Origin of the sequence: Lederbergia ruris, assembly GCF_018332955.1 — a bacterium.
GTDB lineage: Bacteria > Bacillota > Bacilli > Bacillales > Bacillaceae_C > Lederbergia > Lederbergia ruris.
In genome coordinates this window covers 47,069-73,063 of the sequence record NZ_BORB01000003.1, presented here as the reverse complement: position 1 = coordinate 73,063, position 25,995 = coordinate 47,069, and the positions used below count along the sequence as shown (strand labels likewise).

The window sequence follows — 25,995 nt, the reverse complement described above, 5'->3', positions numbered from 1 at the left end:
TATCTCCCTCAAAATATAAAGTAATCTTAAGCTAATGTCCGCAGTTGATTCAATCGGCTTACATTTTGAATAAAGAACCCACTTTCTATAAATCAATTTGATTGATTAAATCATAATGTAAACATATGGCAATTTCAAGTCCCTTTTTAAAATCTTTTGAAATTTCTTCCCTCTCTATTTTAAAAATAAACAGGGAAGAGATCGCACATAGAGACAATTTTATAAGTATTTTATTCCTCCTTCTCCACTTCTTTTAACAGTTTCATAGCCTTCTCCGGATAATCCGTAAAAATAGCGGCTACTTTTGTTTCGAAAAACTTGGTCATATCCTCCGCCTTATTAATAGTGAATACTCTCACAGGAAAACCTTTATGTTGGGCCTCTGTAACCATTTCGCGGTCTGTTTCCGGCCGATATGTGTGAAGTGCTTTAGCTCCTATTTCTGCAGCGTATTCCCATGGGTTCTCGAACTTTTTCATATACAAAATAGCACATTCAAGATCTTTATTGATCGAAATGACCCTTTTAAGAGAATCATGGTTAAAGGAGGAGATGATCGACCGATTGCTATACTGATATTTTTCCAGTTCCTGAATCATTTTTTCCTCAATTCCTGTATCTTCTTTGACAGGTTTCTTAATTTCAATATTTAACTCTATATTGGTATCTTGAAGTAACGCCAATACTTCCCGAAAGGTAGGAATCGTTTCACCAGCAAACTCAGGTGAAAATTTAGAGCCAGCATCAAATGCTTTAAGTTCTTCCACCGTATAATCCAAAATCTTCCCGGTCCCATCTGTTGTACGGTCTAATGTATAATCATGAATCACGACCAATTCCCCATCTTTTGTCAGTTGAATATCTAATTCGATTCCATCGACCCCAAGTCTAACGGCTTCCTTAAAAGCTGTGATCGTATTTTCAGGATGAGTCCCTGAACTACCACGGTGTGCAAAAATTTTCGTCATGAATAAAACTCCTTTATATAGAATGTTGCTTTTTTATCTTATATGGGTTCTACCAAACTATGATTCAATATCAATTTCCGCTTCCTTATGACTGTCTAGTTTATTTTTTTCTAGTAAAAGTCCTACGTTCGTAGTCAAAAATGAGACAACAACGGCACATATCACAATCGCGTAAAATCCGGCTCCTATTCCAATTCCAACTCCACCAGCAAATAAAATCATCGCTGCGGATGTAAGTCCTTTTACCTTTAATCCATCCTTTAAGATCATTCCCGCTCCTAAAAACCCTAAACCCGAAACGATTTGCGCCGCCAAGCGCATCGGATCCATCATTTTTCCGCTATTATGTTGACTTAACATTTCTGCACTTTGAATGGATATTATTGTGATAAGCGTACAAGCGACGCAAACATATGTATAGGTTTTGATTCCAGCGGGTTTGCTTTTAAATGATCGATCCAACCCGATTAAAAATCCAAGAACAGCACTAATTACGACCCGCACGAACATCTCTAGATGACCTTGAATATATTCTTCAAATAGAAAATGTAAAAATGACACAATACCCTCTCCTTTTCGCTTTTTCTAGCCTGGTTTCATGATCAACAAAGTAAAAGCATATGTTTTTGCAAGAGGGATAATGTTCATCCAAAAGTAACCGATATAAAGACACCCAAAAAAGAAGATTTATAACACTTCATAAATTTTCAATCATCACTGCGAACTAATTAAGGAGGAATGGGATATTTTAAAATGACATCTTTTCAGATCGTCGGACAATTAACACTGGCAAAAAGACTTCTAAGGGATTTTTATACAAAGGAAAACCCTTAAAAAAACTTAATGGACTGCATGGCAAAATCGGCCCATTAAACTTTTCTAAGGGTTCTCTTCTTCTCCACCCGAATTATTAACAAAAGGGATCAGCACATCCACTAAACTCAAAGTATATGGACGCGCTTTCAAGAATAATTATATAGCCGAAAAGCAACCCTTGTCAATCTTTTTAGACATTCGGAATTAAAAAGATTGAAACGTATTCTAATTCTTCGCTTTTATGGAAAAGCGATGGCCCCGTGTTTTGGACTAACGGGGGCATCCATTAAGTTATGCTATTTTAAAACAGCTTGTAATTTCTGCATTTTGTCTACATCAAATGTATTTTGAAAAGAGTTTTGCACCCGAACACCTTTCCCGAAATGATATTGGCCTGCCTTAACCTGTGCATGGATTTTCTCTATGTTATCAGGATCGAGCCCTCCACCTAGTAAAATCTCCGGTCCATTCAGCTCTTTCGCAAGCTGAACTAATGATGTCAATTGGTCTAAACCCTCTAAACACGATGACTTTCCACCAGATGTTAAGATTCGTTTTACATGATCTTTATATGGAATAAAGGTTTCATAAGCCTCATGTAACGAACGTACTTCATCGAAGGCTCGATGAAATGTGATATCCAAATCTGGGCGAGCATTAATGATCGATTCTATCAATGAAATATTTACTGTGTGATTAGGATGAATCGCACCAATCACAATTCCCCTTACTCCTACTTCATACATATACTTGATCTCTTCCAATATGATCTTTATTTCCTGATCCGAATAAATATGACTATACCCGTGTGGTCGTACCATGACTTGAACAGGTATGGTAACATGCTGAAGCACACTTTTAAGAATTCCATAACTAGGTGTTAGACCGCCCTCTTCAATCCCTATCACAAGTTCTAGACGGTCTGCCCCTAATTCTTGCGCCTTTATTGCATCGACATAATTTTGAACAATCACTTCAATTTGCAAAAAAACTACCTCCACATTTCTGTTAAGTCTTAATGAACATTAGATAATGAAAAGACTGTTTTTATTTCTCCTACCTTAGTGCCTGCATCATTTTTTATAGCGGACGTCCTCAGCTCCTTTAAGGCAGCTATTGTCGCCTTATTTTCATAGGCGATTTGCTCCAAGATCGAGGCCAAAATGTTAGGCCACACATCTTCCGAGCCACTTAGAACTTTTAAGGCAAAGGCCATTCTTTCCTTTTTTAATCCGAAACAATAGACTCCTTGAGCGCCACCTTTAGCGACAATATTGGAATCTCTTAATAACACAGAACAGACAAAACGTTCCGACGCCACAATGTCAGGGTTCTCATTCATTAATTTTGTCATTTGGATTACAGCATTTCTTACTTCCATGTCCTCAATGAGATCCGGACAAGCAAGCTTTAAATAGGGTGTGGCCATGTTTTTCAAGGGTAGTGCAAAGACTGGAACTCCACATCCATCCACTCCGACCTTTATTTTTTCAGTAGAAATTTCAGCCAAATCAGCAAGAATGCTAACAATTTTTTGTTGAAGGGGGTGATCGATTTTCCAATAGCCTTCAATTGGGTAGTCTAATTCTCGACATACGGCAAGGAACCCTAAATGCTTCCCAGCACAATTATGATATAATTTCCGCTTCTCCTGACGGTTTCGAATCATTTCATTCCTTGGCTCTGAATTTAAAGCAAGGGAGGGGGCACAATACAAATTTTTCTCTTGAACCTTCAATTTCTTTAATAAAGATTCCAATGCATTGATATGATACGTTTCTCCGCGCTGTGAGGCTGTAAATAAAGTAGCTTCCTCATCGGTTAATTGATATTTCTCCTTAATATCTATCATAAAAGCTGGGATCGCTTGAATCGGTTTAGCGGCTGAGCGATAATAAACATACTGTTCCACATTTCCCACTGTATAAACTGTCTCAAGTTGATGATTGACACCACAGATTATCCCTTCATGGATGTTTTCAACTAAACCCGCTCTTCTTTCTTCTATTAAGGCCTTCATAATCATGACTTCCTTCCTTGCTGTGAATATCTTTTTATTATACATGATTGCCAATGATTCGACAGATACGTTTTACCTGAAAAGCCTGTCGAGATTATATTTTTAAAGGTCATGGGAAACATACGCGTATACGACAAACATCGGAGGTGATGGATATGGCTAAAAGCCAAAACAAGGGAAAGGCGAATCATCAAGGACAACCTGAACCTTTAAGTGGGTCAAAAAAGGTAAAAAATAAAAATCATTCACGGCAAAATCATGCTGGAAAAGGCATGTAGCTTCCACATTATAATAAGGCGCCATGGCTATCCCCTTGGCGCTCTTTTTCTTGGTTTAGCGTACTATAAAATTCTAGCTTGCGGATAAGTTGCTTATGTTGTGGTTGACATCCAGGTCCAGCGCCTAGCGGCTAGCAAATTTACGCCTTCCTCCTGCGATAAGTCAACATCAGCTCCTTCGTCGCCGTGTTTCCTTTATCTTGTCAGAAGTCTTTAAATTTGTACGTCGCTGAACAGGCGCTTGCGCTTTTGTTCCTATTTATATAACCACGTTTGCATTGCGGCCCCAATCAAACCCGAATTAGAATGGAGTTCAGAAAGTTTTATTTCCACTTCCTCTACTAATGAGTTCATTCCCATTGTACTGATCTTCTTTTGAACTGAATCAACAATCCATTGCCCCTCACTCATCACTCCCCCACCCAAAACGATTGCTTGAGGATTGAATAGGTGAATTAGATTGACAATGCCATAGCTTAGACCATGGATCATTGTCTGAATGACTCGCCTAGCGAGCGGGTCATCTTGTCGATAAAGTGCAAAGACATCACGACTTGTTACATCAGCAGAGAGCCCCTGTTCTTGCCGTGCTTTCTGCATTCTTTTGGCAATCCAAGTTCCTGATGCATATGTTTCTAAGCAACCATTGAGTCCACAATTACAAAGGTCGCCATTCAAATTAATCGACATATGGCCAAGTTCCGCACCTCCGCCCCAATCGCCTCTAAGCAACTGCCCGTTGGTAAAAATTCCACCACCTATTCCTGTACCAAGAGCAAGGCAGATCACCTCTTCATACCCTTTTGCAGCCCCAAAAACAGATTCCGCTAAGGCTAACACATTGACATCATTATCAACGTAAACAGGTAAATTCGTGTAAGTTCCGATATCCCCCCGCAAATTGACACCATTCCAGTCCCTTATATTCGGTGTTCCGGAAATCACCTTTCCTTCATAAAAATGAACTTGTCCCGCTGTACCAATTCCTATCCCTGCAAGGGACAATCCTTGCAGTTCGGACCATTCCACTAGCTCTAAAATAATTGTTTTTAATACAGCTAAAATTTCTTCTCTTCCCATTTTTGGAGTAGGAACTGTTTTTTGATACATCACCTTACCCGTGTCGTTGACAATACCTGATGCTATTTTTGTGCCGCCAATATCTATACCGATACCGTAAACCATGTATTACACTTCCAATTCTCTTTCATTTTTCCGATTCTTTGCAAATTCTAGCTTCGCACTATTTTCAAGTGAGATGATTTTATTCTTTTTACCCACAACGAAAGGGACTTAGACTGAAGTTCCAGTTAAATAGCCAATCGAGTTTATGGATGTGAAGAAATTACTTTTGCGACATCGCCTCCTGTATTTTCGCATTGGATTCTTCTTCAAGCTCGCGCATAAGTGTATTCACGTCAATGTCTGTCTCTGCCAGTTTTTTTAAAGCGCCACCAATATCCACGAAAATATCCCACCGACTTTGCGTCTCTTCATATAGGGCCGGTTCTCCTGTAAACCAGGCAGCCCGATTTTTATTCTTATAGTACTCATTATCCACCGCAAATTGTTCAAGAATTGCTGGATCACTAAGCACACTGGCTGATGATCCGTTTTGCACCATCTCTAATTGATTTTCAGGAGAAATATACTCCATTAACACTTGAAAAGCCTCATCTTTATGCTCGCTGTAATTTGCAATGATCATCGGGGAGGAACCTAAATAGGGTGTGATTTCTGGCGCATCCGCCCAGACAGGCGTTGGTAACATATCCAAGCTATCTTGATCTTCGAGATCCCCCATTCCCTCATTCAAGAACAAATTTGAAGCGAGCGACATGGCCGCTCTTTTTTCACAAAAGAGACACGAGCCTTCTGTTTCAGGATCATAAATATCAGGGATATTGTAGAAGGTATCCATCATATTAAAATACTGCTTAAATTCTGGTCGATCATCAAATAAAAATTCTCCTGTTTCCGGATCGGTCATATTGATCGCAAACTCTCTTAACGGCATTTGAGCACCGGCTGCAGTATTGCCCCAAGCAAACTCAAAGCCAACATAGTTGAGACCATTTCTTTCACCTGTCATTTGTTTTGCTAATGCAAACACCTCATCCCAAGTCATACTTTTTTCGGGATCAGGGTATTCCACTCCAAACAAATCAAATATCTCTTTATTATAATAAAGGGCAACATGTGAAGAACCATCCGGCAAGCCAATCATTTTTCCATCTTCATCAAGCGAACGAATATAAGCCACAAGGGAGGGGCGTAGCGTTTCTAAATCTAAACCATGTTTAACAGCTAAATCATCGATAGGCTCAATCACATCTAATTCTTTAACCGGCGTCATGTCGTTATATTGAATAATAATATCCGGTTTAACGTTATTAGCATAAATTTCTTGAAGCGACTCCAAAGTATTTTCATAGGGTACATACTCAATCTCTATATTTTCTAATTTTTCATCAATATGATCAAATCTACCGTGAAAGGATTCCTCTCCAAAAGCATAAGCAATTTTGATTGTAACTGGGGCTCTATTCTTTTCAGTTAAATCAGTTGTATCTGATTTATTTGATTCCCCTTTTGAATCACTCCCTGTTTGGTTGGAACAGGCAGCAAAAAGGATCGTAAAGAAAATGAACATAAGGAATGCAAGCCTATTTTTTCTAAGTTCATACATTTTCACAAAATGATCCCCCTTCATCATTTTTCAATTATTAATGCCTTTCTAACGCGAAGTTATCGCTTTGGAGTGAATTATCGTGATTCGAGGCTGAGTCTTCTCCATTTAATCCCATTAGTTCACAATCCTCCCGAGGATTTAAGTTCAGTGTTAAAAGTCCCTATCCCGCTATTTGACATCTATCCAAGTATCTCTAGTCTCCAATGCCTTTTTCCCAGCATCCAGTAAGGCCATCACTTCCAATGTCTCCGCTTTCGGAACAGGGGAAGCTCCTGTCTCAAAGAAAGTAAGGACTGAATCTACTAATCTAGGAAACATGTCGGAACATTGTGGAATCCAAACCCCCTCTCCATTATCAAATTGTAAATGGACTTGAAATTCCGCGTGCTGTATTTGGGAAAACGAGGCCTGGCTTCCATTGTCATATTCTACATGGAGCAAATTGACATGATTTGTGGATAGACTTTTAACACGTTTGGCCCCGACTCCCATCAACGATACAATCATTTCAAATTGATGGACGGCATAATTTTTAAATGTGCCTGGCCCTGTTGTTGCCACATATTCCAATTGTTTTTCGTCTTTTTTATAATTGAACAATTCCGTGGAGAAGCGCAAAGCTGAACTAGAAAATAAAGGAGTACCATATTGCTCAGCTAGCTCAAACATCCGCTTCCCCGTTTCTAAATCAGGCGAAAAGGTTTTATCCATATAAACGGGCTTTCCGGACATGAGCGGAATCTGTCCTAATCGTTCGTGGTGTTCTGGATGATCTGGGGAAAGAACAATTAGATAATCCGACTTCTCCACGACCTCTTCAATCGAAGATAATTCTTGCACCTGCTGCTTTTCACACCAGCTTGCTGTATCCAAACCGCCTTCAAGATCAGTCTCTGCCCAGGCATAAGCAACTTCTATATCTCTCCCTGACTCCCTAGCATTCTCTCTAATCCAATTTGGGTAGTTGTTCGCATGCCATTCATCAAGATAAAAGTCGATAAAGCCAATCTTTTTCATAAAACAATCTCTCTCCCCTTTTCTGAAGATGTATATAAAGCTTCCATCACTTCCGAGGTAACAAGTACATTGTCTATATTTGATCGGCTTTTCACATTGCTCATAGCCGATTGAATAAACCCATCAATCTCCTCATAGAACATGTCTGCCTTGGTATAAGAGGGAATCGTTTCATACAAGACACCATCTTTAGCGGAATAAATTTTAAAATCCCCGCCGTATTGCCATTTGATGCCGGCCTTATCTCCGAGAAATTCAACAAATGTCGCTGATTCTCCGATATTTTGTGCCCATGCTCCATTTAAGCTGACTGTAGGTCCTGATGTCCGGATCAAGCCTGTGACAAAATCGTCCACATCATAGATTCCATTATAATCAGGCGGGCCTGCCCACATATTGAGATAGGTGTAGTCCTTCATATTCTTTGCCAATTCACTGTGAGCAGTTCCAGATACGGTAAGTATTTTCGGCTGGCCTAAACTATAAAAAATCAAATCAAGATAATGTACACCCCAGTCAATTAAGACTCCCCCACCTGATTTGGACTTTGTTGTAAACGGTCCGCCAAGCCCCGGGATAGAGCGATGGGCACGGAAAGAACAATAAACATGATACACTTTACCGAGTTCCCCATTATCAATCAGATCTTTAATCTTATTAACCGCTGTGTTATAACGGTTGACAACACCAATATTCAAAATCCGATTATTTCGGTCAGCCGCCGCCTTCATTGCATTCACTTGGTCCATATTTATAGCGGCCGGCTTTTCACATAACACATGCTTTCCTGCATCCAAGCACGCAATCGCAATCTCTGCATGTGTATCATTCGGCGTACAAATCGATACAGCTTCTACTTCTTCATCATTCAGAATATGCCTAAAATTCCCCATAGTATTTGGCACATTAAATCTCTCTGCCAATGTTTCGGCACGCTCAGGCCGAATATCTACAAGGTATTTGACCTCCGCCCTTTCGTTTTCAGTGTAAGCTTTTATATGGCTTGGTGCTATTGTCCCACAGCCAATCACTGCCACTTTCACCTTCTTCATTTCTAAAAACCTCCATTTTTTGTGCTAAAGTAATTTTCTAGTAGAATTCCCCACAACTAAAGGGAGGGAAGCTAACACTTCACTTTCTTTACAATGAAGTGTTCCCTCGCCCTATTCTTGAGCTTTTATCTCCTCTACAAACGCTGCATATTCTTCTCCCATTTCGCGAATATAGGTGACAACATCTTGATCAGAGGTTAAAAATTCTTTTGCTTTTGTATTCATAAACGGCTCAAATTGCTCATCATATTTTGAATAAGGTGGTAATGGAGCCAATGTCTGTTTGAACGGTGCCGTTGCATGATAGGTTTGATCCCGATCCTTTATACTATTTGCTGTAAATTGTTCAAACGCAGTTTGATTTTCGATAACAGGAGGGCTGCCCGCTTGTGATAAGTGAATTTGCCCTTCCTCCGATGCCAAATAGGCAATGACTGACCATGCTGCATCTTTATGTTCACTATGCTTAGTAATGTTTAAGGGTAATGCCCCCCACGTTGGTGCAATATCGGGAAGATCCTCCCATGTTGGGACAGTTGATAAATCAAAATTGAATCCTTCTTCCCGTGCTAATAATTCAAACCATGGGGCATTCAAAATACTCATGGCAATATTCCGCGGACCATCATGAAAGCCGTCAGGTGTATCACTTGTGTTAATTATATTCGGAATGTTTCGGTACTTATCCAGCAAATCAAAAGATTTTTTCATATTAGGGTCATTTACAAATAGGATTTCTCCCGTCTTAGGATCTGTACCTGGAACACTTAATTGCATAACAGGTGTGTTAACAGGATCAATCGCTAACCCCCGATATTGAATACCATTTCGCTCCTGTGTTAATCGACTCGCCAATTCTAGTACTTCCTCCCAGGTCATCCCATCTTCAGGATAGGGCTCACCAAATAAATCAAAGATATCTTTGTTATAGAACATTGCTCGAACACTATTTTCTAACGGTAATCCATATAAATGCCCTTCACCAGTAGGGTCACTAGCACGTAGGTTTTCAACGATGCCTTCTTGAAAAATACTTAAATCAAATCCAAACCTCTCAATATAATCATCAATAGGCTCTAGAAAATCAAGTGATGTTACAAGATCTGCCCTTGGTCTTCCAATATGAATATCTGGCATGATTCCTTTGGCAAAGAGTTCCTGTAAATGTTCTTCACTGTCACCACCGCTAATTAATTCTAAAGTGATTTCAGGAAATATCTCCTCTATTTTATCTTTATATCTTATTCTAAAAGTCTCATCATCTATCCAAATCATCATTTTTAGTGTGACAGGATCACCATCATAGGCCCATGGGTCAAGCGATGTTCTCCCGTCTGCATTCCCCCCTCCAGTATCGTCCACCTTTTCCCCTTGTGTTTTTCCCGAATCACCTTTCTCTCCCGCGCTATCTGAAGAACAGCCGTAAATAAATATAATGCTAAGAAAAAGCATCATTCCTAATAAAAACCACTTTCTAACCCCCACATTCATCAGCTTCATCCTCCTCTAAATTGTTTTTGAAACTGGTTTTAAAAGAAACTCAACCTTATGGGAATAAGACCTATTTCCCCTGACAAACAGGAATATACGTTAATTTTTGTCGGACTCTTGGAAGGTATGAATGCGCTATCATGTAAAGTTTGAAAAAATTCCATTTTTTACTCATCCGATCGTTCAAATGATCGCGTATCTGGAATGTATTCCCATTATAACAGGGCTTCAAATTAAAAAGTTTATCCCTTTTTGATATTGCATTGTTCCTTTTTTGTACTTCCTAATAAAGCTTGGTATTCGGTTGGGGAAACGCCGAAGTTTTTTCGAAAGGCTTTGCTGAATGAATGGATGGATTGATATTGAAGTTTTTCGGCTACCTGTGTCACATTCCATTCTCCACTTTGCAGCCACTCAACAGCCTTATCAAACCGTTTACGATTATAATACTCTTGAATCGTCATTCCCATTTTTTTTGCAAAAATTCGGGAAAGATACGAATAATTATAATGTAACTGCCTTGAAATCTCTGTGAGATCGCCAATTTGAAGGAGATAGGAATCGATATAATTGATCATCCTGTAGACAATTTGTTCCGTTTTATTGGTATTACTATGAGGATCATAATCAATGGAAAAATTCTTCTGGAAATTCCGATAAACCATGACGATAATTTGCCGTAAATACATCCCCATCATATGGGTGGAATATTGGTCTAAACTAATCAATTCTTTGAAAATATGAATAAAAGGAAGGTCAATCCCAAGATGATCTCGTACGATAGATTGTTGTTCTTTATCAAACATTTTTTTAATAAGAAAAAGCGGATCTTTTTCATCCATCCCTTTCGAAAAGCCAAACCCCATATAAAAAAATCGAAATGGATTGATTTCATCCGCCTTACCACTGTGAAGCTGTTTCGGTACATTTAAAATAATATCTCCCTCCCGAACCGGATAGCTTTTCTTGTTCACTGTAAAAAGTCCAGTTCCGGAAACAATATAACTAATCTCATAGCAAAATTGCTTATGCTCACGAACAACATATCCTCCCTTGCAACTCAAATCACCAATTTGATATAAAATTATCGATTCAAATGGCTGCGGATTGATAAAATAATCATGATCAAAGTGAAAATTAGTATCATTTTTAAGTAATTCTTCAGACATCAATGCTCAACCTCCCATTGAGACTCCCACACCTAAGAGTGGTACTAGTGTGGGAGTGTCAATTTTTTCTGATTCCCAAAAGGACTTAGTTAGTCATTGTGTAATTTTCACATTAGCCGCCTAAACAGGACCGATCGATGGCCACTCAAGTTCAATTCCCTCGCTCACGAGCAACATCTGAAAATCTTTTAATAAGCTTTCGTCATCTCGTACTTGACGCGGTTTTAGCTGATTTCTTAAACAATAAGCAGCCAAATAGCCACTCACTTCCCCAATATTCCACTCAACGGGGTGTAAACGGTAACAACCATTGGTAATATGAGTAACCCCCAAATTTTTACAGGCGGGTAATAAATTATTAACTCTAACGGGAATTAGACTACCCAATGGGATTTGAAAAGGAAGACTGGAAATATCAATAAAAGAACGAAGTCCTGTGCTCGGGTGGAGATCGATACGATAACTGCCAATTCCAACACTATCCTTAAAAACCTCCGCGCCTGCTTCTCCCCTTACAGCTGTGCTAACATGCTGCTCGAGAACAGTAAATTCCGCCTTTATTCGTCGTGATTCTCGTATATAAGGAAACATCGCCAATCCATCTTCTGTTCCTACTACATCTGATCGCAACCGCAATCCTGGATAACCTTGTTTTCCATCAGGACGGGGTGCTTCGGTTTGCATCCAATATAATAGTGAAAGGCTCAGTTGTTTGGCCCCTTCCAAATGCTTCCGCTTTTCCTCCTCACTGACATCAATAATTGGACCTAACCAATAATCATTTTGTGGCCAATTTATAAGGGAGATATCACTGTTATATAGACCTTCTGAAAAATTAGATTGATCAATTAATCTTCGATACTCCCAGAGAGAAAACTTATCCTCTTCTTTAAAAAATCCATATGTGATCGGATCTAAGGTAATTGGGCTTACGCCGGTCCAATCAAGTTGTTTATTCGGCCAAAACGGAGCCTGATATTGCCGCCAAAAATCATAATCCTTTGGCTTGGGAATTGTAAAGTCTTCCCCTTCTATATAATCAAGCGCAAAGCAATGGGTAATTGCCTGCATATCCATTGGATCAGCCGCTCCCGCTAGAGCATGTGGTTCTCCTGTTTCTTTTTGTGATTCAGCGCCTGTTACATACTCAACATGAGCTAAGGGCAATACCTCTCCCGTATCTGTTGCATCTAAAAAATAGGGTGCTGTCAACACGAGGGTCCTGGCGATTTGCCTATTTTCAACTTCAACAGCTAGCACCTGATCTCCGGTTGTTTCTGCTGCCTTTATTGTCGTTTCTTCCATAATCGTCAGTTTCCCACTATGAACATAAGGAGCCAACATATCCCTTAAAACAGCTAATGCCGCCCGCGGCTCATGGGAAACTCTACTAACACTCGCATTCCCTGGATTGAAAAAATTTTCCCTTCTCGCCTTTTCACTTAGCAGAAAATGATGGCGATAATACCGGCGCACATTTTCCCGAAAACTGCGATAACTATGGGTACACCCGAATTGTTCAATCCAACGATGTTCATCCGGTGGGACAGCCTGATTTGTCAACTGACCACCAATCCATTTCGTCTCCTCTGTCAGGATAACGCTACATCCTGATTTACATGCCGCCAAAGCGCCTGCACATCCTCCTAGACTGCCGCCGATGATCACGATATCTGCTGATAATTCTTGTTTATTCATTAGATTGGTCCTTTCCAGCTTGGAATTAATTACGGTTTATTGACCTTTCTTCAATTTGAGCGTAAATCCAACCTCAAACATTCTTCTCCACGGCAAATGCACATTCTCTAAAGAGATTTCTCCCTCTTTTATCGCCGACAAATGGGTATCGATAAACTGATTTAATAAATCTTCTACCTGATCTGTTATTTCAGCCTCTCTGTCCTTTAAAAAGCGAGGTGTTAATCCTAGTGATGGAAGGATATGCTGAGAAAGATGCGTTCTAACAATTGATTGATAGCCCCAATCCTCCACAAGGCGTAAATAGAAAAATTCTCTACTCGCCTTTTCATGTCCAGCAGGAAACTCAACTTCGGTCTGTTTATAATAAGAAGCGATAATCGCATGGGCAATCACTGTTCCCATTGTATTTCCATTCGTGTTCCAGCCTGCATAGGACATAAGATGATCGAACATATCCTTTTTTGCCAAAAGCTGCATCAGCGAGTGATCAGCTCCATTCGTTACAGCTACATCTGCCAATGCAATATTTTTCCCTTTATTTGCATACCAAATAAGAGCTTGGACAAATTCTCTAATATTGATTTCTGAAAAGTAGGTACGATGCCGCTTTTCAACTTCTAAACTAGCTTGGGCCATTTCCCTTTGTTCGATTGCAGGTGAATGGACCATTAAAATAAAATGATTTTCTCCCTCATTATGTACATGAACCCCACCTGCAGCTGTTATATGCGATTTAATACTTTCGGATAGTGTCCGATCCTCGTATTTAGGAACGATAAAAGGACCTTTTGTGGAAGAGTAGCGAATAAAAACTTCCGGAACATATTGATAAATATCACAAAATGCTCTAGCAAATAATGTGCATCCTATTTCGTCAGCTCCTGGATAAATATTCACCCTATCTAGTAAATTACGTCTAGCAATCTCGTACATTAATTGCCGTTGTTCCTTTGGCGAAAATCCAAATGGAGCGTTATCATCTAAAGGAACAATCAAGTAATCAATGATTCCCTCCTCCACCAAATTCACCACTTCTTGCGTAACTAAAAAATTGTTTGCTCTCCGAAGGGTAAAATCTTTTTGTACTTCAGCAGGAATCTCTTTTTCAATTTGTGTAAGCTCCAAATATTCCTTTTCACTTAATAAGTTTTGTTCTCTTTTATCCAGTAACCATCCTAGTTGAAAAAGCTTTTCCCCATAATCTTCGTAATAATCGGGCTCTTCTTCACTACTGTTATAAGCAGGAACTCTCATGATCAAATCAAAAGCAAAGATCTTGATATCAGGATGCTTTTTCTTCATTGACCTTAAAGTGGATAACCTCTCCATGCACATCTCATATGTTAGTTGATGAAGACGTGAAGGAACAATCCCTCCATATACAAGCATATCAATCGAAACAAGCAAATGACTAGCTCCCTTCACCTTCTGATCCATCCATGAAACCAATAAGTCTGTGTTAGCAGTTTTTTTCATATTTCCCAATATGGATTTCTCAGGGACAAGCAGCTCTAATTCTGTCATTTTTGCTAATAACTGCGGATATTGATAGTTACACGGTCGTTCATCTAAAGGAATATAGATCATCCTCTTCATTTTCATCCCTCCAAGTGTATTACCAGTCATGCAATAGAACGCCAAAAAATGTTTATACCTTAGATAAACCATCCCTAATACAGTTTGTTCGACACTGCTTTCGCCGTTATTTTCAAAGCATTCAAAGAACGTTCTTTCTCCTGAATTTCAATATACTTTGTTAGTATATCCAAGACATGCATCTGCGAAATGGATGATGAGAAAGCTCCACCATGTAATGGGCTTTCTTTCGTTGAGGTTAATAATACAATGTCGCCGTATTTTGTAATCGGTGATTTTAAATGCTTCGTAATACAAATAATAAAAGCACCATTATGTTTAGCGATTTCCAAAGCATCCACTATATCTTTCGTACTCCCCGACGTGGAGATGCCGATAACCACATCTCCTTTTGTTGCGACCGCGCAATTCATAGCAATAATATGGGAGTCTGTTGCTGATTCTGCATTTAACCCTAGTCTCATGAATCGATATTGTGCTTGCTGTGCCATAAAACCAGAGGCTCCAACCCCAAACAAATATAATTTATTAGAATGGATGATTTCCTTTCCCGCCTGTTCCAGATCTCTCGTTTGAATGGTTTTCAATGTATTTTGGATGGTTGTCATATTTTCAGCGGTTATCTTTTGAGCCAATGTCTCTAAACTATCCGATTCTGTAATTTCGCCAAATTCCTGGCTATTGGTATCCACCTTATTCTGGGCAACTGCGAGTTTAAAATCTTGATAACCTCTATATCCCAATTTTCTACAAAAGCGAATGACTGTTGTCTCTCCAACATCGGCATACTCGGCTAAATCGGATACAGACCAGTACACCGATTCATTCATGTGGGTCTTTAGCACATCTGCTACTTTCTGTTCTGATTTTGTTAAAGAATTGTAGATACTTGTAATCATGACTTCTGGGTGAATAGATTGGGGTGTTTTATTCAAGGTAATCTCTCTTTCTATATGTTTTGTTTATGTCTGTTTAATCGCTTGGGCAAAGTCTGCAGTAATGAGCTGTGGCCTTGTAATAGCGGATCCAACCACAACGGCATATGCACCTAGTCGAAGAGCTCTTGCTGCTTCCTCAGGAGTCTTAATATTTCCTTCCGCTATAATCGGAGTACCCTTTAATTCAATCGCAAGTGATTCAAGCAACGGAAAATCAGGAATTTCCCGATCTTTTGTATAATCCGTATAACTAGATAACGTAGTAGATATCAAATCGACCCCACACTCACTAGCATAAATCCCTTCTTCAAAGGTGGAGATATCCCCCATGATCAGACAGTCGCTTTTCTTTCTAATATACTGAATTAATTCTTTCAGCTCAATATGATCAGGGCGCGTTTGTTGGGTTGCATCTAATGCAATGATATTTGCCCCAACATCTATTAAGGCCTGAACTTCCTTATAAGTAGGCGTAATATAAACAGGGGAATCGGAATAATGCTGTTTAATCAAGCCAATGATAGGCAATTGTGTCGCCTGTTTGATCGCTTGAATATCGGGTACTGTATTGGCCCTAATCGCTACCGCTCCACCCATTTTGGCGGCAATCGCCATTCTCGCCATAAACTCTGAACCATATAAAGGCTCTCCGGGAAGAGCTTGACATGAAACGATGAGCTTTCCCTTAATCTTCTGTAGTAGTTCTATTCTATTCATAAATATTTCCCTCCCGGAACTCTCTGCCTTAGTAATGAAAGAAGCTGTAAAGTTTATTCCTCTACAGCTTATAATTATACAGTACTCTTATTGAATCTTAAGGATTTTTCCATGAAGTTACTTAGCAAATAGATGAGAATTCATCTTATTCCCAAATTCCTTCTCGGCTGTTCTCCTTGATTGCTTCGTTATACTCGTCAATTACTTCTTGACCGCCTTTACTCAAATACTCCTCTACCATTTTGTTCCAATCGGAAATGGGCATATCTCCGCCAATCATTTTTGATTGAGCATTGGTTAAGATTTGCGAAAGATCTGCTCCCTTATTCATATCTGTCTCGGAAATAAGGCCTGCTGTCGGATCAGCGTAATGTTGAATCCCTTCATGCATTTCAGAATACTTCTTAACCAGATCAATTAGCTGAGGCGTTTTATAAGAATTCCAATCTTCTGCTGCTGCAGGTGTTTCCGGCCATCCACGTGCATCAATCAAATAGGACTTCGGTTGATTATTCTTGTCAATTGTCTTTGCTTTGCCATCCTCCATCTCATACCCTTTTCCCTCGAGACCATTTAACCAATCGAAATCTTCATTATCCGGATTTCTTTCCTCCCAAGGAATAAATTGCTTACCTAATCGAAGAATCTCCAGCATTTTTTCAATTTTGGCTGTATCTCCTTCATTCGCTTTAGAAAAAGCAACTAGACCAAGATAACCGATCTCAAATGGATAGCCTTCCGAGCCATCAGGTGCTTTAAATGGAGGAATTGGCACCACTTCAGCCTCTGGATTGATTTCGACCAAAGTTTCCATATTGGCGTCTGACATACCATATTGAGTTCCATAATATATTCCCGCTTTTCCAGAATAAAATTCTTTATTTGTATCATCATGACTCATTAAAGCAAAATCTGGTGTAACCGCCCCGTCTGCATATAGGTCATGAAGCATTTCCACAATTTCTTTACGTTCCTCTGAAATAAGACCCGGGATATACTGTCCTTCATCGTTCTTATGATACCAAGATCCGCTGTAATAAGCACCGAAAGAATAATCTGGGCTTAAACCTGATCCGAGCACTAATCCGTAAGTATCCTTCTTTCCATTTCCGTCTGGATCATCATTCGTGAATGCCAAAGCCACCTCTTTTAATTCCTCAAAATTAGTTGGAACTTCTAATCCTAAATTGTCTAACCAATCCTTACGAATCATTGGTGTCAATGTGTAAGCCGGATAATAGGTTGGTATGCCATAAACCTTCCCATCTACCTTCATTGCTTCCCAAACGTGAGTCGGAATATAGTCTTTGTATTCAAGATCATCAATATAATCATCCAGTGGCATAAAGGCCCCTTGCTTTGCAAATTTATAATAATTTAATCGTGTAGGTCCTTGTGAACGAAAAGCAATCATATCAGGAATATCACCAGACGCCATGACTGCCGATAGCTTTTCATTATATTCACTTTCGGGCACAAACTGCATATCATAATTTATATTTAACTTGTCATTAAGCATTTTTAGGCCCTCGCCGTCCTTTGCGGGAGGTTCGCTCCAGGTATAGCCGATTGCCTTAATTTGATGAGTTTCATTTTGTTCACTTTGGCCGTTGTCTTTACTTTTTTGACCGCCGTCCGCATTGGTGCCCCCTTTATCAGAGGAACAGCCAATAGCAAAAAATAACAAACTAGCTATAGTCGTAAACATGAATAAATATTTCATCCTACGCATTTTTTGACCCCATTTCAAATTTTATTTCCAATTGAGCTTGCAAATGACCGTGAGGCGAACCGTCGCATAAACTCTTACCATCTAACCTTTGATAGATCCCAACATCACCCCCTTAGCAAAATGCTTTTGTAAGAATGGGTAGACGACTAAAATCGGTAACGTTGCCAGTAAAATAGCTGCCATTTGTACGGTATCAGGTGGTGGTTGCAGTTCTGTTAACATCTGGCTCGTGCCTAATGCCGCATCAGGCTTATTGACGATCACAATTTGACGTAAGACAACCTGTACTGGCCATTTTGCCGGATCATTTAAATAGAGAATGCCAGTGAAATAGGTATTCCAATGGCTCACCGCATAAAACAATCCGAAAGCGGCTAAAGCCGGCTTGGACAATGGAAGAATAATGCGACGATAAATTTGCAGATATGTGGCCCCATCCAAAATGGCCGCCTCATTTAATTCTTCTGGTATACTCTTAAAAAATTGCCTCATCACGATTAAATTAAATGGACTAATCGCAACAGGGAGGATTAATGCCCAGAGTGAATCGAGTAACTTTGTTTCTTTCACCACTAGATAAGTAGGGATCATCCCGGCGCTGAATAGAAAGCTAAATAAGACCATGAACATGAAAAATCGTTGTCCAATAATAGGTCTTGAAAGAGAAAAAGCCATAGTAGAGGTAAATAATAAGTTCACAAGAGTACCTATAACCGTCACAAAGATGGTCACGACAATGGACCGCAGAAACGAATCAGAACTTAAAATATATCGATAAGCATCTGTTACCCATTCTTTCGGCCATAGCAACAAATCACTTTGCATGACATCTTTCATTGAAGAAAAAGACACAACAAAGATGTAAAACATCGGAAATAACATGGTTGCCGCGATTAAAGCCAAGACAACGGCGTTAACAATTTCAAATATTCGCTCTCCTTTTGTTCTATGAATCTTCATTTATAACACTCCTGTACCGGTTAATATAAAGAATCTTCTCCGAATCTCTTTGCGATCGTATTGGCCAACACAACCAGTATTAAGCCTACTACTCCTTTAAACAAACCGACAGCTGTGGAGAAACTAAAATCAGCTTGTTGAATTCCTTTAAAATAAACAAATGTATCTAACACATTCCCAATCTCCATATTAAAGGAATTTAACATGAGGAAGATTTGTTCAAATCCACTATCCATGACATTTCCAATCCTCAATATGAGTAAAATAATAATGACATTTCGTATTGCTGGTAAGGTTACATGCCAAATCCTTCTCCAACGACTAGCCCCATCCATTATTGCTGCTTCATAAAGTTCGGGACTAACACCGGCCACGGCAGCCAGTAAAATAATCGTGCTCCAACCCGATTCCTTCCAAATCACTTCAAGAATAACCAATGGCCTAAAAAAGCCTGGATCTGATAAAAAACTAAACGGACCGATCCCAAAGAGTTCCTGAATAAGACTATTTACGAGACCATTACTTTTTAAGAAGATAAATACAATACTTATGACAACTACCCATGAAAGAAAATGTGGCAAATAGACAATCGACTGAATCACTCGCTTATAGGCTTGATTTCGAACTTCATTTAGCATTAATGCAATAACTATCGGCACGGGAAATACGAATAAAATTTGTAGAAAAGATAAGGCTAATGTATTCCAAATTACCCTTAAAACTTCATCGTCTGCAAAGATGGTTTTAAAATGCTTAAGCCCTACCCAATCACTCTCAAGAAAACCGACAAAAGGATTAAAATCTTTAAAGGCTAAAACAATCCCAAACATCGGGGCATACTTGTAAACGATAAAATAAAGCAACCCCGGCAACAAAAGAAGGAGTAAATGACGATCTTTCCATAATCGAAGTCTAAATTGTTTCATTTTACTTATATTTCTTTGTATCGGTACGTCAGGTACGATTTCATTTTTCATTGCAATAGAATCCCCCTTCTCTATAAATTGAGATCACTGTGGTTCCCTATAAATGATTAAAGAGTACTGTCTTTCTCTCATTCCCCTATGGAAAAACAACAAAGGATTTTGTAAGCGATTTCTAAATTTCATTAAAAAATAAGGTGGAACGTTCCTCCTTTTTTATTATTATTTATGGAATTTATCTCCATTTTACCATCTTTCTGTTTTTTGTAAAGTGCCTATTTTCAAAATCACCACTTCTCCCTCTTTAGAATACCTCCTTCCTCTTTCATTAAAATATCAGCTATTGTTTCAATCCTATAAGAAGAGCAGGAGTTTTCCAGTCCACACAGAATATTTTAAACAACGTCATTTTTACACGAATAGAGGGAGATAAATGAGCAGAAATAAACCGCTTATTCAAGTCGAAAAATTAGACAAACACATGAAAGCCAATACAGTAACTGGGGATTCCCTACAATGGCATAATCCGAAACAGTCTCCATTTGAGATTAATGGTTTCGCTTGGTTTAAGGAGGAAGAAATATTTCGGAGATTACCATTGCAGCCTAAATACGAAGTGACGGAGGCTGTCGATATTTTAGCTAATTGTACAGCTGGGGGCCAGGTACGCTTTCGGACCAATTCCAAAAAGTTAGCAGTAAAGGTTAGATTACAAGGAAAAGCCAATATGTTTCATATGCCAGCCACTGGACAATGTGGATTTGACTGTTATATAGGAGAACCAGGGGAACAACGTTTTGCAGGAGTGACAAAATATGATCATACTCAAGAGCAATATGAAGTAACCTTATTCGAAAGGCAAGAAGAGGACTCAGTTCTGATTACTTTAAATTTCCCGCTCTATCAAGGGGTGAAGGAATTGTGGATTGGCCTTCAAGCTGGATCAGCCATCCAACCTCCCCCACCATATCCAAGTGAAAAGAGATTGATTTTTTACGGAACCTCCATTCTTCAAGGGGGCTGTGCCTCTCGACCAGGTATGGCGTATACCAATATATTAAGTAGGACATTGAACAGAGAGATTATTAATCTCGGATTCTCAGGAAATGGCAAGGGAGAAGCCAATATGGCTAAACTCATTCGGGAAATAGAGGACCCCGCTTGCCTTGTATTGGATTATGAGCCAAACTGTGTCAGTACGGCTTTATATAAAGAAACTTTGCCAAGGTTTATCCAACTTTATCGGGAGGTTCATGCAGAGGTCCCTATTTTGGTGATTTCCAAATATCCATATGCCCATGAAATTGTGAACCCAGCCTTACGGGAAGATCGATTAGAGCGCCTTTCCTTCCAAAAGCAACTGATTCAGCAATTACAAGAAGCGGGCGATCAGCGGCTTTATTTTTATGATGGAACCGACCTTTTAGGTGAAAATGGCCATGAAAAAACGGTCGATGGCTCCCATGCCACTGACTTAGGTTTTATGAGCATAGCGGAGAAACTGACCCCGATCTTACAAAAAATCGTAAGCAAGTAGCTATGGAAGTTTGAGAACACTAAAGCTCCGCTATATAGCCTAACTTCAGGATCCACCAACAATCCAATATGACCGATTTTGTGATGCCTCACCATTTTGGGCTCTATAGAACTGGTTATATGACCGATCCAAAGTGTTCCCGAGCAAAACGGGCATATAGAGCGCCGCTATGTGACCAGTTCAGGGAACTTTTCCTAACTTTGAGTATTTATAACGATGAACATACTATTTACTATCCATGCGGATTCAGAACATTTTGCTGCAGCCTTATTAAGAACAAAATAAGCAGGACCCCTTTACTGGGGACCTGCCTGCTTCATTATGATTTCAACCCTTTTGGTGTCACCTTGTCTTCCAGCTTTTTCAAGAGGAAATCAAAGACGATCGCTAGAATAGCTGCTGGGATGGCTCCAGATAAAATGAGGTTTTTATCCATTACATTCAATCCGCGGATAATTAAATCACCTAGACCCCCTGCCCCAATAAAGGTTGCTAAGGCTGCTACCCCAATCGTTAATACTGTCGCTGTCCGAATCCCCGCCATCAAAATGGGCAAGGTCAATGGCAGCTCTACCATAAATAAAATCTGCCTGGATGTCATTCCCATTCCTTTTCCGGCATCAACCAAGGACTTATCGACACCGATAATCCCGGTATAAGTGTTTCTAAGGATTGGTAGAAGGGCATATAGCGTTAGGGCAATAACAGCAGGGACTTTGCCGATTCCGAATAATGGGAGCATGAAGCCTAGCAATGCTAAGCTGGGAACGGTTTGAATAACGGCCGCTATCCCTATCACAAACTCAGCCACCTTTTTATTTCTTGTCAAGACAATGCCGAGTGGCACAGCGATGGCGATGGCAATAATCATCGCAACCCCAGCCAAAAATAGATGTTCTTGAAAGGCAACCCAGATGGCATCTTTTCTTTTAATAAATGTTTCGATTAGTTCCATCAGTCATCCCCTCCATTTCCGTTCATATCGGCTAGACCACGTATCATACTTGATCTTGTGACAAGTCCAACCAACTTCCCATCATCTACCACCGGAATAGCACTCGAATGACTCTCGGTAAATATTTCCGCTACATCTGTTAGAATCGCATCAGACGTTAATGTTTTGACATCTGACTTCATAATATCGGAGACAATTAAATCTTCATTACGATAATTTTCTTTTAAAGATTCAAGTGTTGCCACCCCATAAAATTGTTTGTCTTTACCCGTTATAAATAAATTATCCACTCGTTTTTCTCTCATTATATGAAGAGCGGAAGCAAGTCCTCGTTTTGGTGAAGCAGTCACAACTTCTGTATACATCATATCACCTGCTGTCGGCAACGTGATTCCTTGGTTTAGGCGTTCTTCTCCAATAAATCCTTTGACAAAATCATTGGCTGGACGTCTCAGGATTCTTTCTGGGGTATCTACTTGAACAACTTCTCCATCTTTCATAATAACAATTCGATTGGCAATTTTAATTGCCTCATCCATATCATGTGTTACAAAGACAATCGTCTTTTGAATTTCTTCTTGAAGATTAATAATATCGTCTTGAAGCTGCTCACGACTAATCGGATCCAATGCACTAAATGGCTCATCCATCAATATGATATCCGGTTCCGCCGCTAAAGCCCGAATGACACCGATCCTCTGTTGCTGTCCGCCACTTAATTCAGAGGGATAGCGTTTTTTAAAGGTAGAGGGATCTAAGCCAACAAGATCTAATAATTCATCCACTCGTTTTTTCGTTTTTTCCACATCTGCCTTTTTCAACTTCGGCACAAGGGAGATGTTTTGCTCAATCGTCATATGGGGGAACAAACCAATCTGCTGAATCACATAGCCAATATTTCTGCGTAATTCAACTGGATCAGCTTTCGCAGTATCTTCTCCGTTAATCAATATTTTGCCCGCAGAAGGCTCCGTTAACCGATTGATCATTCTCATTGTAGTCGTTTTTCCACAACCACTCGGTCCAATTAATGTGACCAGTTCTCCCTTTTCAACCTCTAAATTAATATTTTTAATTGCCACAAAGCCATCTTTATATTGCTTTTTTACATTTTCAAATTTTATCATAGGAGTCCTCCTCTTCTGTTCTACCGATTTTCGGTACTTAACTCGCATTATTTAATTAATCGATCAATCCTTCTTCTTCTAAAAATTCAAGCGCCACATCTTCTGGCTCTTTATTCTCTAGATTGACTTGAACGTTTAATTCCTGCATACGCTCATCATCTAAAACATCACTTAATTCGTTTAATGTATCTTCCAATCCTGGATTGGCATCCAGAACCGCTTGGCGAATAACCGGAGCCGCATAATAAGGTGGGAAAAAGTTTTTATCATCTTCTAAGATTGTTAAATCATACTGCTTAATCCTTGGATCTGTAGAAGTGCCAGCAATTACATCAATTTCGCCGTCCCTGGCCGGCTCATACATTAAATCGGAATCAATATTTACTTGTTTTGCGAAATCAGTACCGTACTCCTCCACGAACGCGTCATAGCCATCATCTCTTTCAAAAAACTCTGGATCTGCTCCAAAAGATAGCTCAGAGGCGTGTTCCGCTAGATCAGAAAACGTCTTGATCCCTAATTCTTCTGCCAATTCCTTCCGTACGGCTAATGCATACGTATTATTAAAACCCAGTGAATCTAACCAAGTAATATTAAATTCGTCCTCATAACCCTTTTTCGTTTCATCATAGATTTGATCTGGGCTCATACCTGGCACATATTCTTCATTTAAGACATTCAAATAACCAGTTCCTGTGTATTCCACATATAGGTCCACTTCACCCTGTTTCATCGCTTCATGGATGACAAAGACCCCGCCCAAAGCCCCCTTTACTTCCACATCTAGATCTGTGTTGGCCTTAAGATATTCTGCCAATATATGGGTCATAATAAGCTGCTCAGTAAATTCCTTCCCTGTAACAACAATCTTTCCCGATTTAGCCTGATCGCCGCCGCTATTACCACAAGCGGCCAACATAAATAATAGAATACTGATCAGCGAAATCGCTGCGAGCTTTTTCATATCATAAATCCTCCTGGTGTTTTTCTATTTTTGAAAAAGTCGTGCACTTACTGGTACACAACTCACACTATTTAATTAATCGATCAGTCCTTCTTCTTTTAAAAATTCAACCGCTACATCTTCTGGTTCCTTATTCTCCAGATTAACTCGACCATTTAGTTCCTGCATACGCTCATCATCCAAGGTATTGGCTAATTTATTTAATGTTTCTTCTAGATCAGGATTAGCGTCCAACACTGCTTGGCGAATAACAGGTGCAGCATAATAAGGAGGGAAGAAACTCTTATCGTCCTCTAAGATCACTAAATTATATTGAGTAATTCTTGCGTCTGTTGAAAAGGCGGTAATAACATCAATCTCAGCGTCTTTTGCTGCCACATACATTAAATCTGGATCAATATTAACTTGTTTTGCAAATTCTAAATCATACTCTTCCACCAATGCATCATAGCCATCTCCTCTTTCAAAAAACTCGGGATCTGACCCGAAAGTTAATTCAGAGGCGTGTTCCTGTAAATCAGAGTAGGTTTCAAGTCCCAACTCTTCAGCCAACTCCGATCTTACAGCCAAAGCATAAGTGTTATTAAACCCTAGTGGCTCCAACCAGGTTGCATTAAATTCTTCCTCATACCCTTTTTTCGTTTCATCATATACTTCATCTGGACTCATGCCTGCTTTATATTCCTCATCCAACACATTTAAATAACCAGTCCCCGTATATTCAACGTATAGATCAAGATCGCCTTTTTTCATTGCTTCTTGAATGACAAAGACTCCTCCAAGAGCATCTTTTATTTCAACATCTAAATCAGTATTCGCTTTAAGGAATTCAGCATACATATGAGTCATAATGATTTGCTCCGTATATTCCTTTCCAGATACAACAATTTTTCCTGCTTCCGCTTTGTCACCCCCGCCATTGCCACAAGCAGCCAAAATAAGTAATAAAATGCTCAACATCGAAATTGATACTAACCTTTTCATACCATAAAACCTCCATAATATTTTTTATCTCTTAAAAATCTACATTAATCATCTCTTTATGCTATTATCTCATTTTTCAGTATTTTCTTTTGATGATTATATTGCATCCCCTGCTTAGAAGCGAAATATCGGTTTCCTGCAAGCAACAACCGATTGTGAAGTAAATCACAAGAATTGTTAAACTATTCTTTTCTTGATTTTTTACCATTGTTTAAGGAATTCAACAGAATTTCAGTCTATTATCCCGAGCGTTGGATGGCTTGAAGGATTTTCATTAATAGAAGTGGACGAACGGAGTATAGCGTTCTAAAAATCCTAGCGTTTACATCATCTTGTTTCCCTCAGTCATTAAAGATAT

23 protein-coding genes are annotated in these 25,995 nt (G+C 39.4%); 2 read left to right on the top strand and 21 right to left on the bottom strand.

Annotated features, from left to right (window positions below):
- Nucleotides 1–230: 230 nt before the first annotated feature.
- The 4 genes from KI363_RS02785 to KI363_RS02770 all read right to left on the bottom strand — a co-directional run bounded on the left by KI363_RS02785 (nt 231) and on the right by KI363_RS02770 (nt 3,810).
- Complete coding sequence (locus KI363_RS02785; RefSeq protein ID WP_158321998.1) at nt 231–968, bottom strand: glycerophosphodiester phosphodiesterase; 738 nt, start codon at nt 966–968, stop codon at nt 231–233.
- 57 nt (nt 969–1,025) lie between these two features.
- The gene (locus tag KI363_RS02780) at nt 1,026–1,478 is read right to left on the bottom strand and encodes an MgtC/SapB family protein (RefSeq protein WP_158322051.1); all 453 of its coding nucleotides are present in this window, start codon (nt 1,476–1,478) and stop codon (nt 1,026–1,028) included.
- A 602-nt stretch (nt 1,479–2,080) separates the two neighbouring features.
- On the bottom strand, nt 2,081–2,770 hold the full coding sequence (locus KI363_RS02775; protein ID WP_212965433.1) for a copper homeostasis protein CutC: 690 nt from the start codon (nt 2,768–2,770) through the stop codon (nt 2,081–2,083).
- Nucleotides 2,771–2,799: 29 nt separating this feature from the next.
- The gene (locus KI363_RS02770; protein ID WP_212965432.1) at nt 2,800–3,810 is read right to left on the bottom strand and encodes an asparaginase; all 1,011 of its coding nucleotides are present in this window, start codon (nt 3,808–3,810) and stop codon (nt 2,800–2,802) included.
- A 143-nt stretch (nt 3,811–3,953) separates the two neighbouring features.
- On the opposite strand from KI363_RS02770, the gene KI363_RS02765 reads away from it, so the two are divergent.
- The gene (locus KI363_RS02765) at nt 3,954–4,082 is read left to right on the top strand and encodes a small acid-soluble spore protein P (protein WP_158321995.1); all 129 of its coding nucleotides are present in this window, start codon (nt 3,954–3,956) and stop codon (nt 4,080–4,082) included.
- A gap of 255 nt (nt 4,083–4,337) precedes the next feature.
- On the opposite strand, the gene KI363_RS02760 is transcribed toward KI363_RS02765, so the two are convergent.
- From KI363_RS02760 to KI363_RS02700, 13 genes are all read right to left on the bottom strand, one after another.
- The gene (locus KI363_RS02760) at nt 4,338–5,267 is read right to left on the bottom strand and encodes an ROK family protein (RefSeq protein ID WP_212965431.1); all 930 of its coding nucleotides are present in this window, start codon (nt 5,265–5,267) and stop codon (nt 4,338–4,340) included.
- Nucleotides 5,268–5,427: 160 nt separating this feature from the next.
- Nucleotides 5,428–6,771 (bottom strand): ABC transporter substrate-binding protein, encoded by a 1,344-nt coding sequence (locus KI363_RS02755; RefSeq protein WP_246516730.1) that lies wholly within the window; start codon nt 6,769–6,771, stop codon nt 5,428–5,430.
- A gap of 171 nt (nt 6,772–6,942) precedes the next feature.
- The gene (locus KI363_RS02750) at nt 6,943–7,791 is read right to left on the bottom strand and encodes a Gfo/Idh/MocA family oxidoreductase (protein ID WP_158321992.1); all 849 of its coding nucleotides are present in this window, start codon (nt 7,789–7,791) and stop codon (nt 6,943–6,945) included.
- Nucleotides 7,788–8,843, bottom strand: a complete 1,056-nt coding sequence (locus KI363_RS02745; RefSeq protein WP_212965429.1) for a Gfo/Idh/MocA family protein — start codon at nt 8,841–8,843, stop codon at nt 7,788–7,790. Before KI363_RS02745 ends, KI363_RS02750 begins: the two co-directional genes overlap by 4 nt.
- Before the next feature lie 111 nt (nt 8,844–8,954).
- On the bottom strand, nt 8,955–10,334 hold the full coding sequence (locus tag KI363_RS02740; RefSeq protein ID WP_212965428.1) for an ABC transporter substrate-binding protein: 1,380 nt from the start codon (nt 10,332–10,334) through the stop codon (nt 8,955–8,957).
- Between the two features lie 242 nt (nt 10,335–10,576).
- Nucleotides 10,577–11,503 carry an AraC family transcriptional regulator gene (locus KI363_RS02735; RefSeq protein ID WP_212965427.1) on the bottom strand — a complete coding sequence of 309 codons (927 nt, stop codon included), beginning with the start codon at nt 11,501–11,503 and terminating at the stop codon, nt 10,577–10,579.
- Between the two features lie 120 nt (nt 11,504–11,623).
- Nucleotides 11,624–13,201, bottom strand: a complete 1,578-nt coding sequence (locus KI363_RS02730) for an FAD-dependent oxidoreductase (RefSeq protein ID WP_212965426.1) — start codon at nt 13,199–13,201, stop codon at nt 11,624–11,626.
- Between the two features lie 36 nt (nt 13,202–13,237).
- Nucleotides 13,238–14,800: a DUF4127 family protein gene (locus KI363_RS02725; protein ID WP_212965425.1), complete on the bottom strand. Its 1,563-nt coding sequence runs from the start codon at nt 14,798–14,800 to the stop codon at nt 13,238–13,240.
- Between the two features lie 74 nt (nt 14,801–14,874).
- A complete protein-coding gene (locus KI363_RS02720) occupies nt 14,875–15,735 on the bottom strand; it encodes a MurR/RpiR family transcriptional regulator (RefSeq protein ID WP_246516725.1) in 861 nt (286 codons plus the stop codon).
- Between the two features lie 27 nt (nt 15,736–15,762).
- Complete coding sequence (locus KI363_RS02715; protein WP_212965424.1) at nt 15,763–16,455, bottom strand: N-acetylmannosamine-6-phosphate 2-epimerase; 693 nt, start codon at nt 16,453–16,455, stop codon at nt 15,763–15,765.
- A gap of 145 nt (nt 16,456–16,600) precedes the next feature.
- The gene (locus KI363_RS02710) at nt 16,601–18,187 is read right to left on the bottom strand and encodes an extracellular solute-binding protein (protein WP_212965423.1); all 1,587 of its coding nucleotides are present in this window, start codon (nt 18,185–18,187) and stop codon (nt 16,601–16,603) included.
- 81 nt (nt 18,188–18,268) lie between these two features.
- Nucleotides 18,269–19,147: a carbohydrate ABC transporter permease gene (locus KI363_RS02705; protein WP_158321984.1), complete on the bottom strand. Its 879-nt coding sequence runs from the start codon at nt 19,145–19,147 to the stop codon at nt 18,269–18,271.
- Nucleotides 19,148–19,167: 20 nt separating this feature from the next.
- Nucleotides 19,168–20,073: an ABC transporter permease gene (locus KI363_RS02700; RefSeq protein WP_158322049.1), complete on the bottom strand. Its 906-nt coding sequence runs from the start codon at nt 20,071–20,073 to the stop codon at nt 19,168–19,170.
- Nucleotides 20,074–20,503: 430 nt separating this feature from the next.
- On the opposite strand from KI363_RS02700, the gene KI363_RS02695 reads away from it, so the two are divergent.
- Entirely contained in the window at nt 20,504–21,607 is a 1,104-nt protein-coding gene (locus tag KI363_RS02695; RefSeq protein ID WP_158321983.1) for an SGNH/GDSL hydrolase family protein, read from the top strand.
- A 319-nt stretch (nt 21,608–21,926) separates the two neighbouring features.
- Here KI363_RS02695 and KI363_RS02690 read toward each other — a convergent pair whose 3' ends face one another.
- The 4 genes from KI363_RS02690 to KI363_RS02675 all read right to left on the bottom strand — a co-directional run bounded on the left by KI363_RS02690 (nt 21,927) and on the right by KI363_RS02675 (nt 25,637).
- Nucleotides 21,927–22,562 (bottom strand): ABC transporter permease, encoded by a 636-nt coding sequence (locus KI363_RS02690; protein WP_158321982.1) that lies wholly within the window; start codon nt 22,560–22,562, stop codon nt 21,927–21,929.
- Nucleotides 22,562–23,689: an ABC transporter ATP-binding protein gene (locus KI363_RS02685; protein ID WP_212965422.1), complete on the bottom strand. Its 1,128-nt coding sequence runs from the start codon at nt 23,687–23,689 to the stop codon at nt 22,562–22,564. Before KI363_RS02685 ends, KI363_RS02690 begins: the two co-directional genes overlap by 1 nt.
- 55 nt (nt 23,690–23,744) lie before the next feature.
- Nucleotides 23,745–24,653 carry an ABC transporter substrate-binding protein gene (locus KI363_RS02680; protein WP_212965421.1) on the bottom strand — a complete coding sequence of 303 codons (909 nt, stop codon included), beginning with the start codon at nt 24,651–24,653 and terminating at the stop codon, nt 23,745–23,747.
- Between the two features lie 75 nt (nt 24,654–24,728).
- The gene (locus tag KI363_RS02675; protein WP_212965419.1) at nt 24,729–25,637 is read right to left on the bottom strand and encodes a glycine betaine ABC transporter substrate-binding protein; all 909 of its coding nucleotides are present in this window, start codon (nt 25,635–25,637) and stop codon (nt 24,729–24,731) included.
- Between the last annotated feature and the right edge of the window lie 358 nt (nt 25,638–25,995).

Coding starts and splice junctions, on each gene's coding strand:
- KI363_RS02785 (WP_158321998.1), bottom strand. CDS start 968: ATGACGAAAATTTTTGCACACCGTGGTAGTTCAGGGACTCATCCTGAA.
- KI363_RS02780 (WP_158322051.1), bottom strand. CDS start 1,478: ATGTTCGTGCGGGTCGTAATTAGTGCTGTTCTTGGATTTTTAATCGGG.
- KI363_RS02770 (WP_212965432.1), bottom strand. CDS start 3,810: ATGATTATGAAGGCCTTAATAGAAGAAAGAAGAGCGGGTTTAGTTGAA.
- KI363_RS02765 (WP_158321995.1), top strand. CDS start 3,954: ATGGATATGGCTAAAAGCCAAAACAAGGGAAAGGCGAATCATCAAGGA.
- KI363_RS02760 (WP_212965431.1), bottom strand. CDS start 5,267: ATGGTTTACGGTATCGGTATAGATATTGGCGGCACAAAAATAGCATCA.
- KI363_RS02755 (WP_246516730.1), bottom strand. CDS start 6,771: ATGTATGAACTTAGAAAAAATAGGCTTGCATTCCTTATGTTCATTTTC.
- KI363_RS02750 (WP_158321992.1), bottom strand. CDS start 7,791: ATGAAAAAGATTGGCTTTATCGACTTTTATCTTGATGAATGGCATGCG.
- KI363_RS02745 (WP_212965429.1), bottom strand. CDS start 8,843: ATGAAGAAGGTGAAAGTGGCAGTGATTGGCTGTGGGACAATAGCACCA.
- KI363_RS02740 (WP_212965428.1), bottom strand. CDS start 10,334: ATGAATGTGGGGGTTAGAAAGTGGTTTTTATTAGGAATGATGCTTTTT.
- KI363_RS02735 (WP_212965427.1), bottom strand. CDS start 11,503: ATGTCTGAAGAATTACTTAAAAATGATACTAATTTTCACTTTGATCAT.
- KI363_RS02730 (WP_212965426.1), bottom strand. CDS start 13,201: ATGAATAAACAAGAATTATCAGCAGATATCGTGATCATCGGCGGCAGT.
- KI363_RS02725 (WP_212965425.1), bottom strand. CDS start 14,800: ATGAAGAGGATGATCTATATTCCTTTAGATGAACGACCGTGTAACTAT.
- KI363_RS02715 (WP_212965424.1), bottom strand. CDS start 16,455: ATGAATAGAATAGAACTACTACAGAAGATTAAGGGAAAGCTCATCGTT.
- KI363_RS02710 (WP_212965423.1), bottom strand. CDS start 18,187: ATGCGTAGGATGAAATATTTATTCATGTTTACGACTATAGCTAGTTTG.
- KI363_RS02705 (WP_158321984.1), bottom strand. CDS start 19,147: ATGAAGATTCATAGAACAAAAGGAGAGCGAATATTTGAAATTGTTAAC.
- KI363_RS02700 (WP_158322049.1), bottom strand. CDS start 20,073: ATGAAACAATTTAGACTTCGATTATGGAAAGATCGTCATTTACTCCTT.
- KI363_RS02695 (WP_158321983.1), top strand. CDS start 20,504: ATGAGCAGAAATAAACCGCTTATTCAAGTCGAAAAATTAGACAAACAC.
- KI363_RS02690 (WP_158321982.1), bottom strand. CDS start 22,562: ATGGAACTAATCGAAACATTTATTAAAAGAAAAGATGCCATCTGGGTT.
- KI363_RS02685 (WP_212965422.1), bottom strand. CDS start 23,689: ATGATAAAATTTGAAAATGTAAAAAAGCAATATAAAGATGGCTTTGTG.
- KI363_RS02680 (WP_212965421.1), bottom strand. CDS start 24,653: ATGAAAAAGCTCGCAGCGATTTCGCTGATCAGTATTCTATTATTTATG.
- KI363_RS02675 (WP_212965419.1), bottom strand. CDS start 25,637: ATGAAAAGGTTAGTATCAATTTCGATGTTGAGCATTTTATTACTTATT.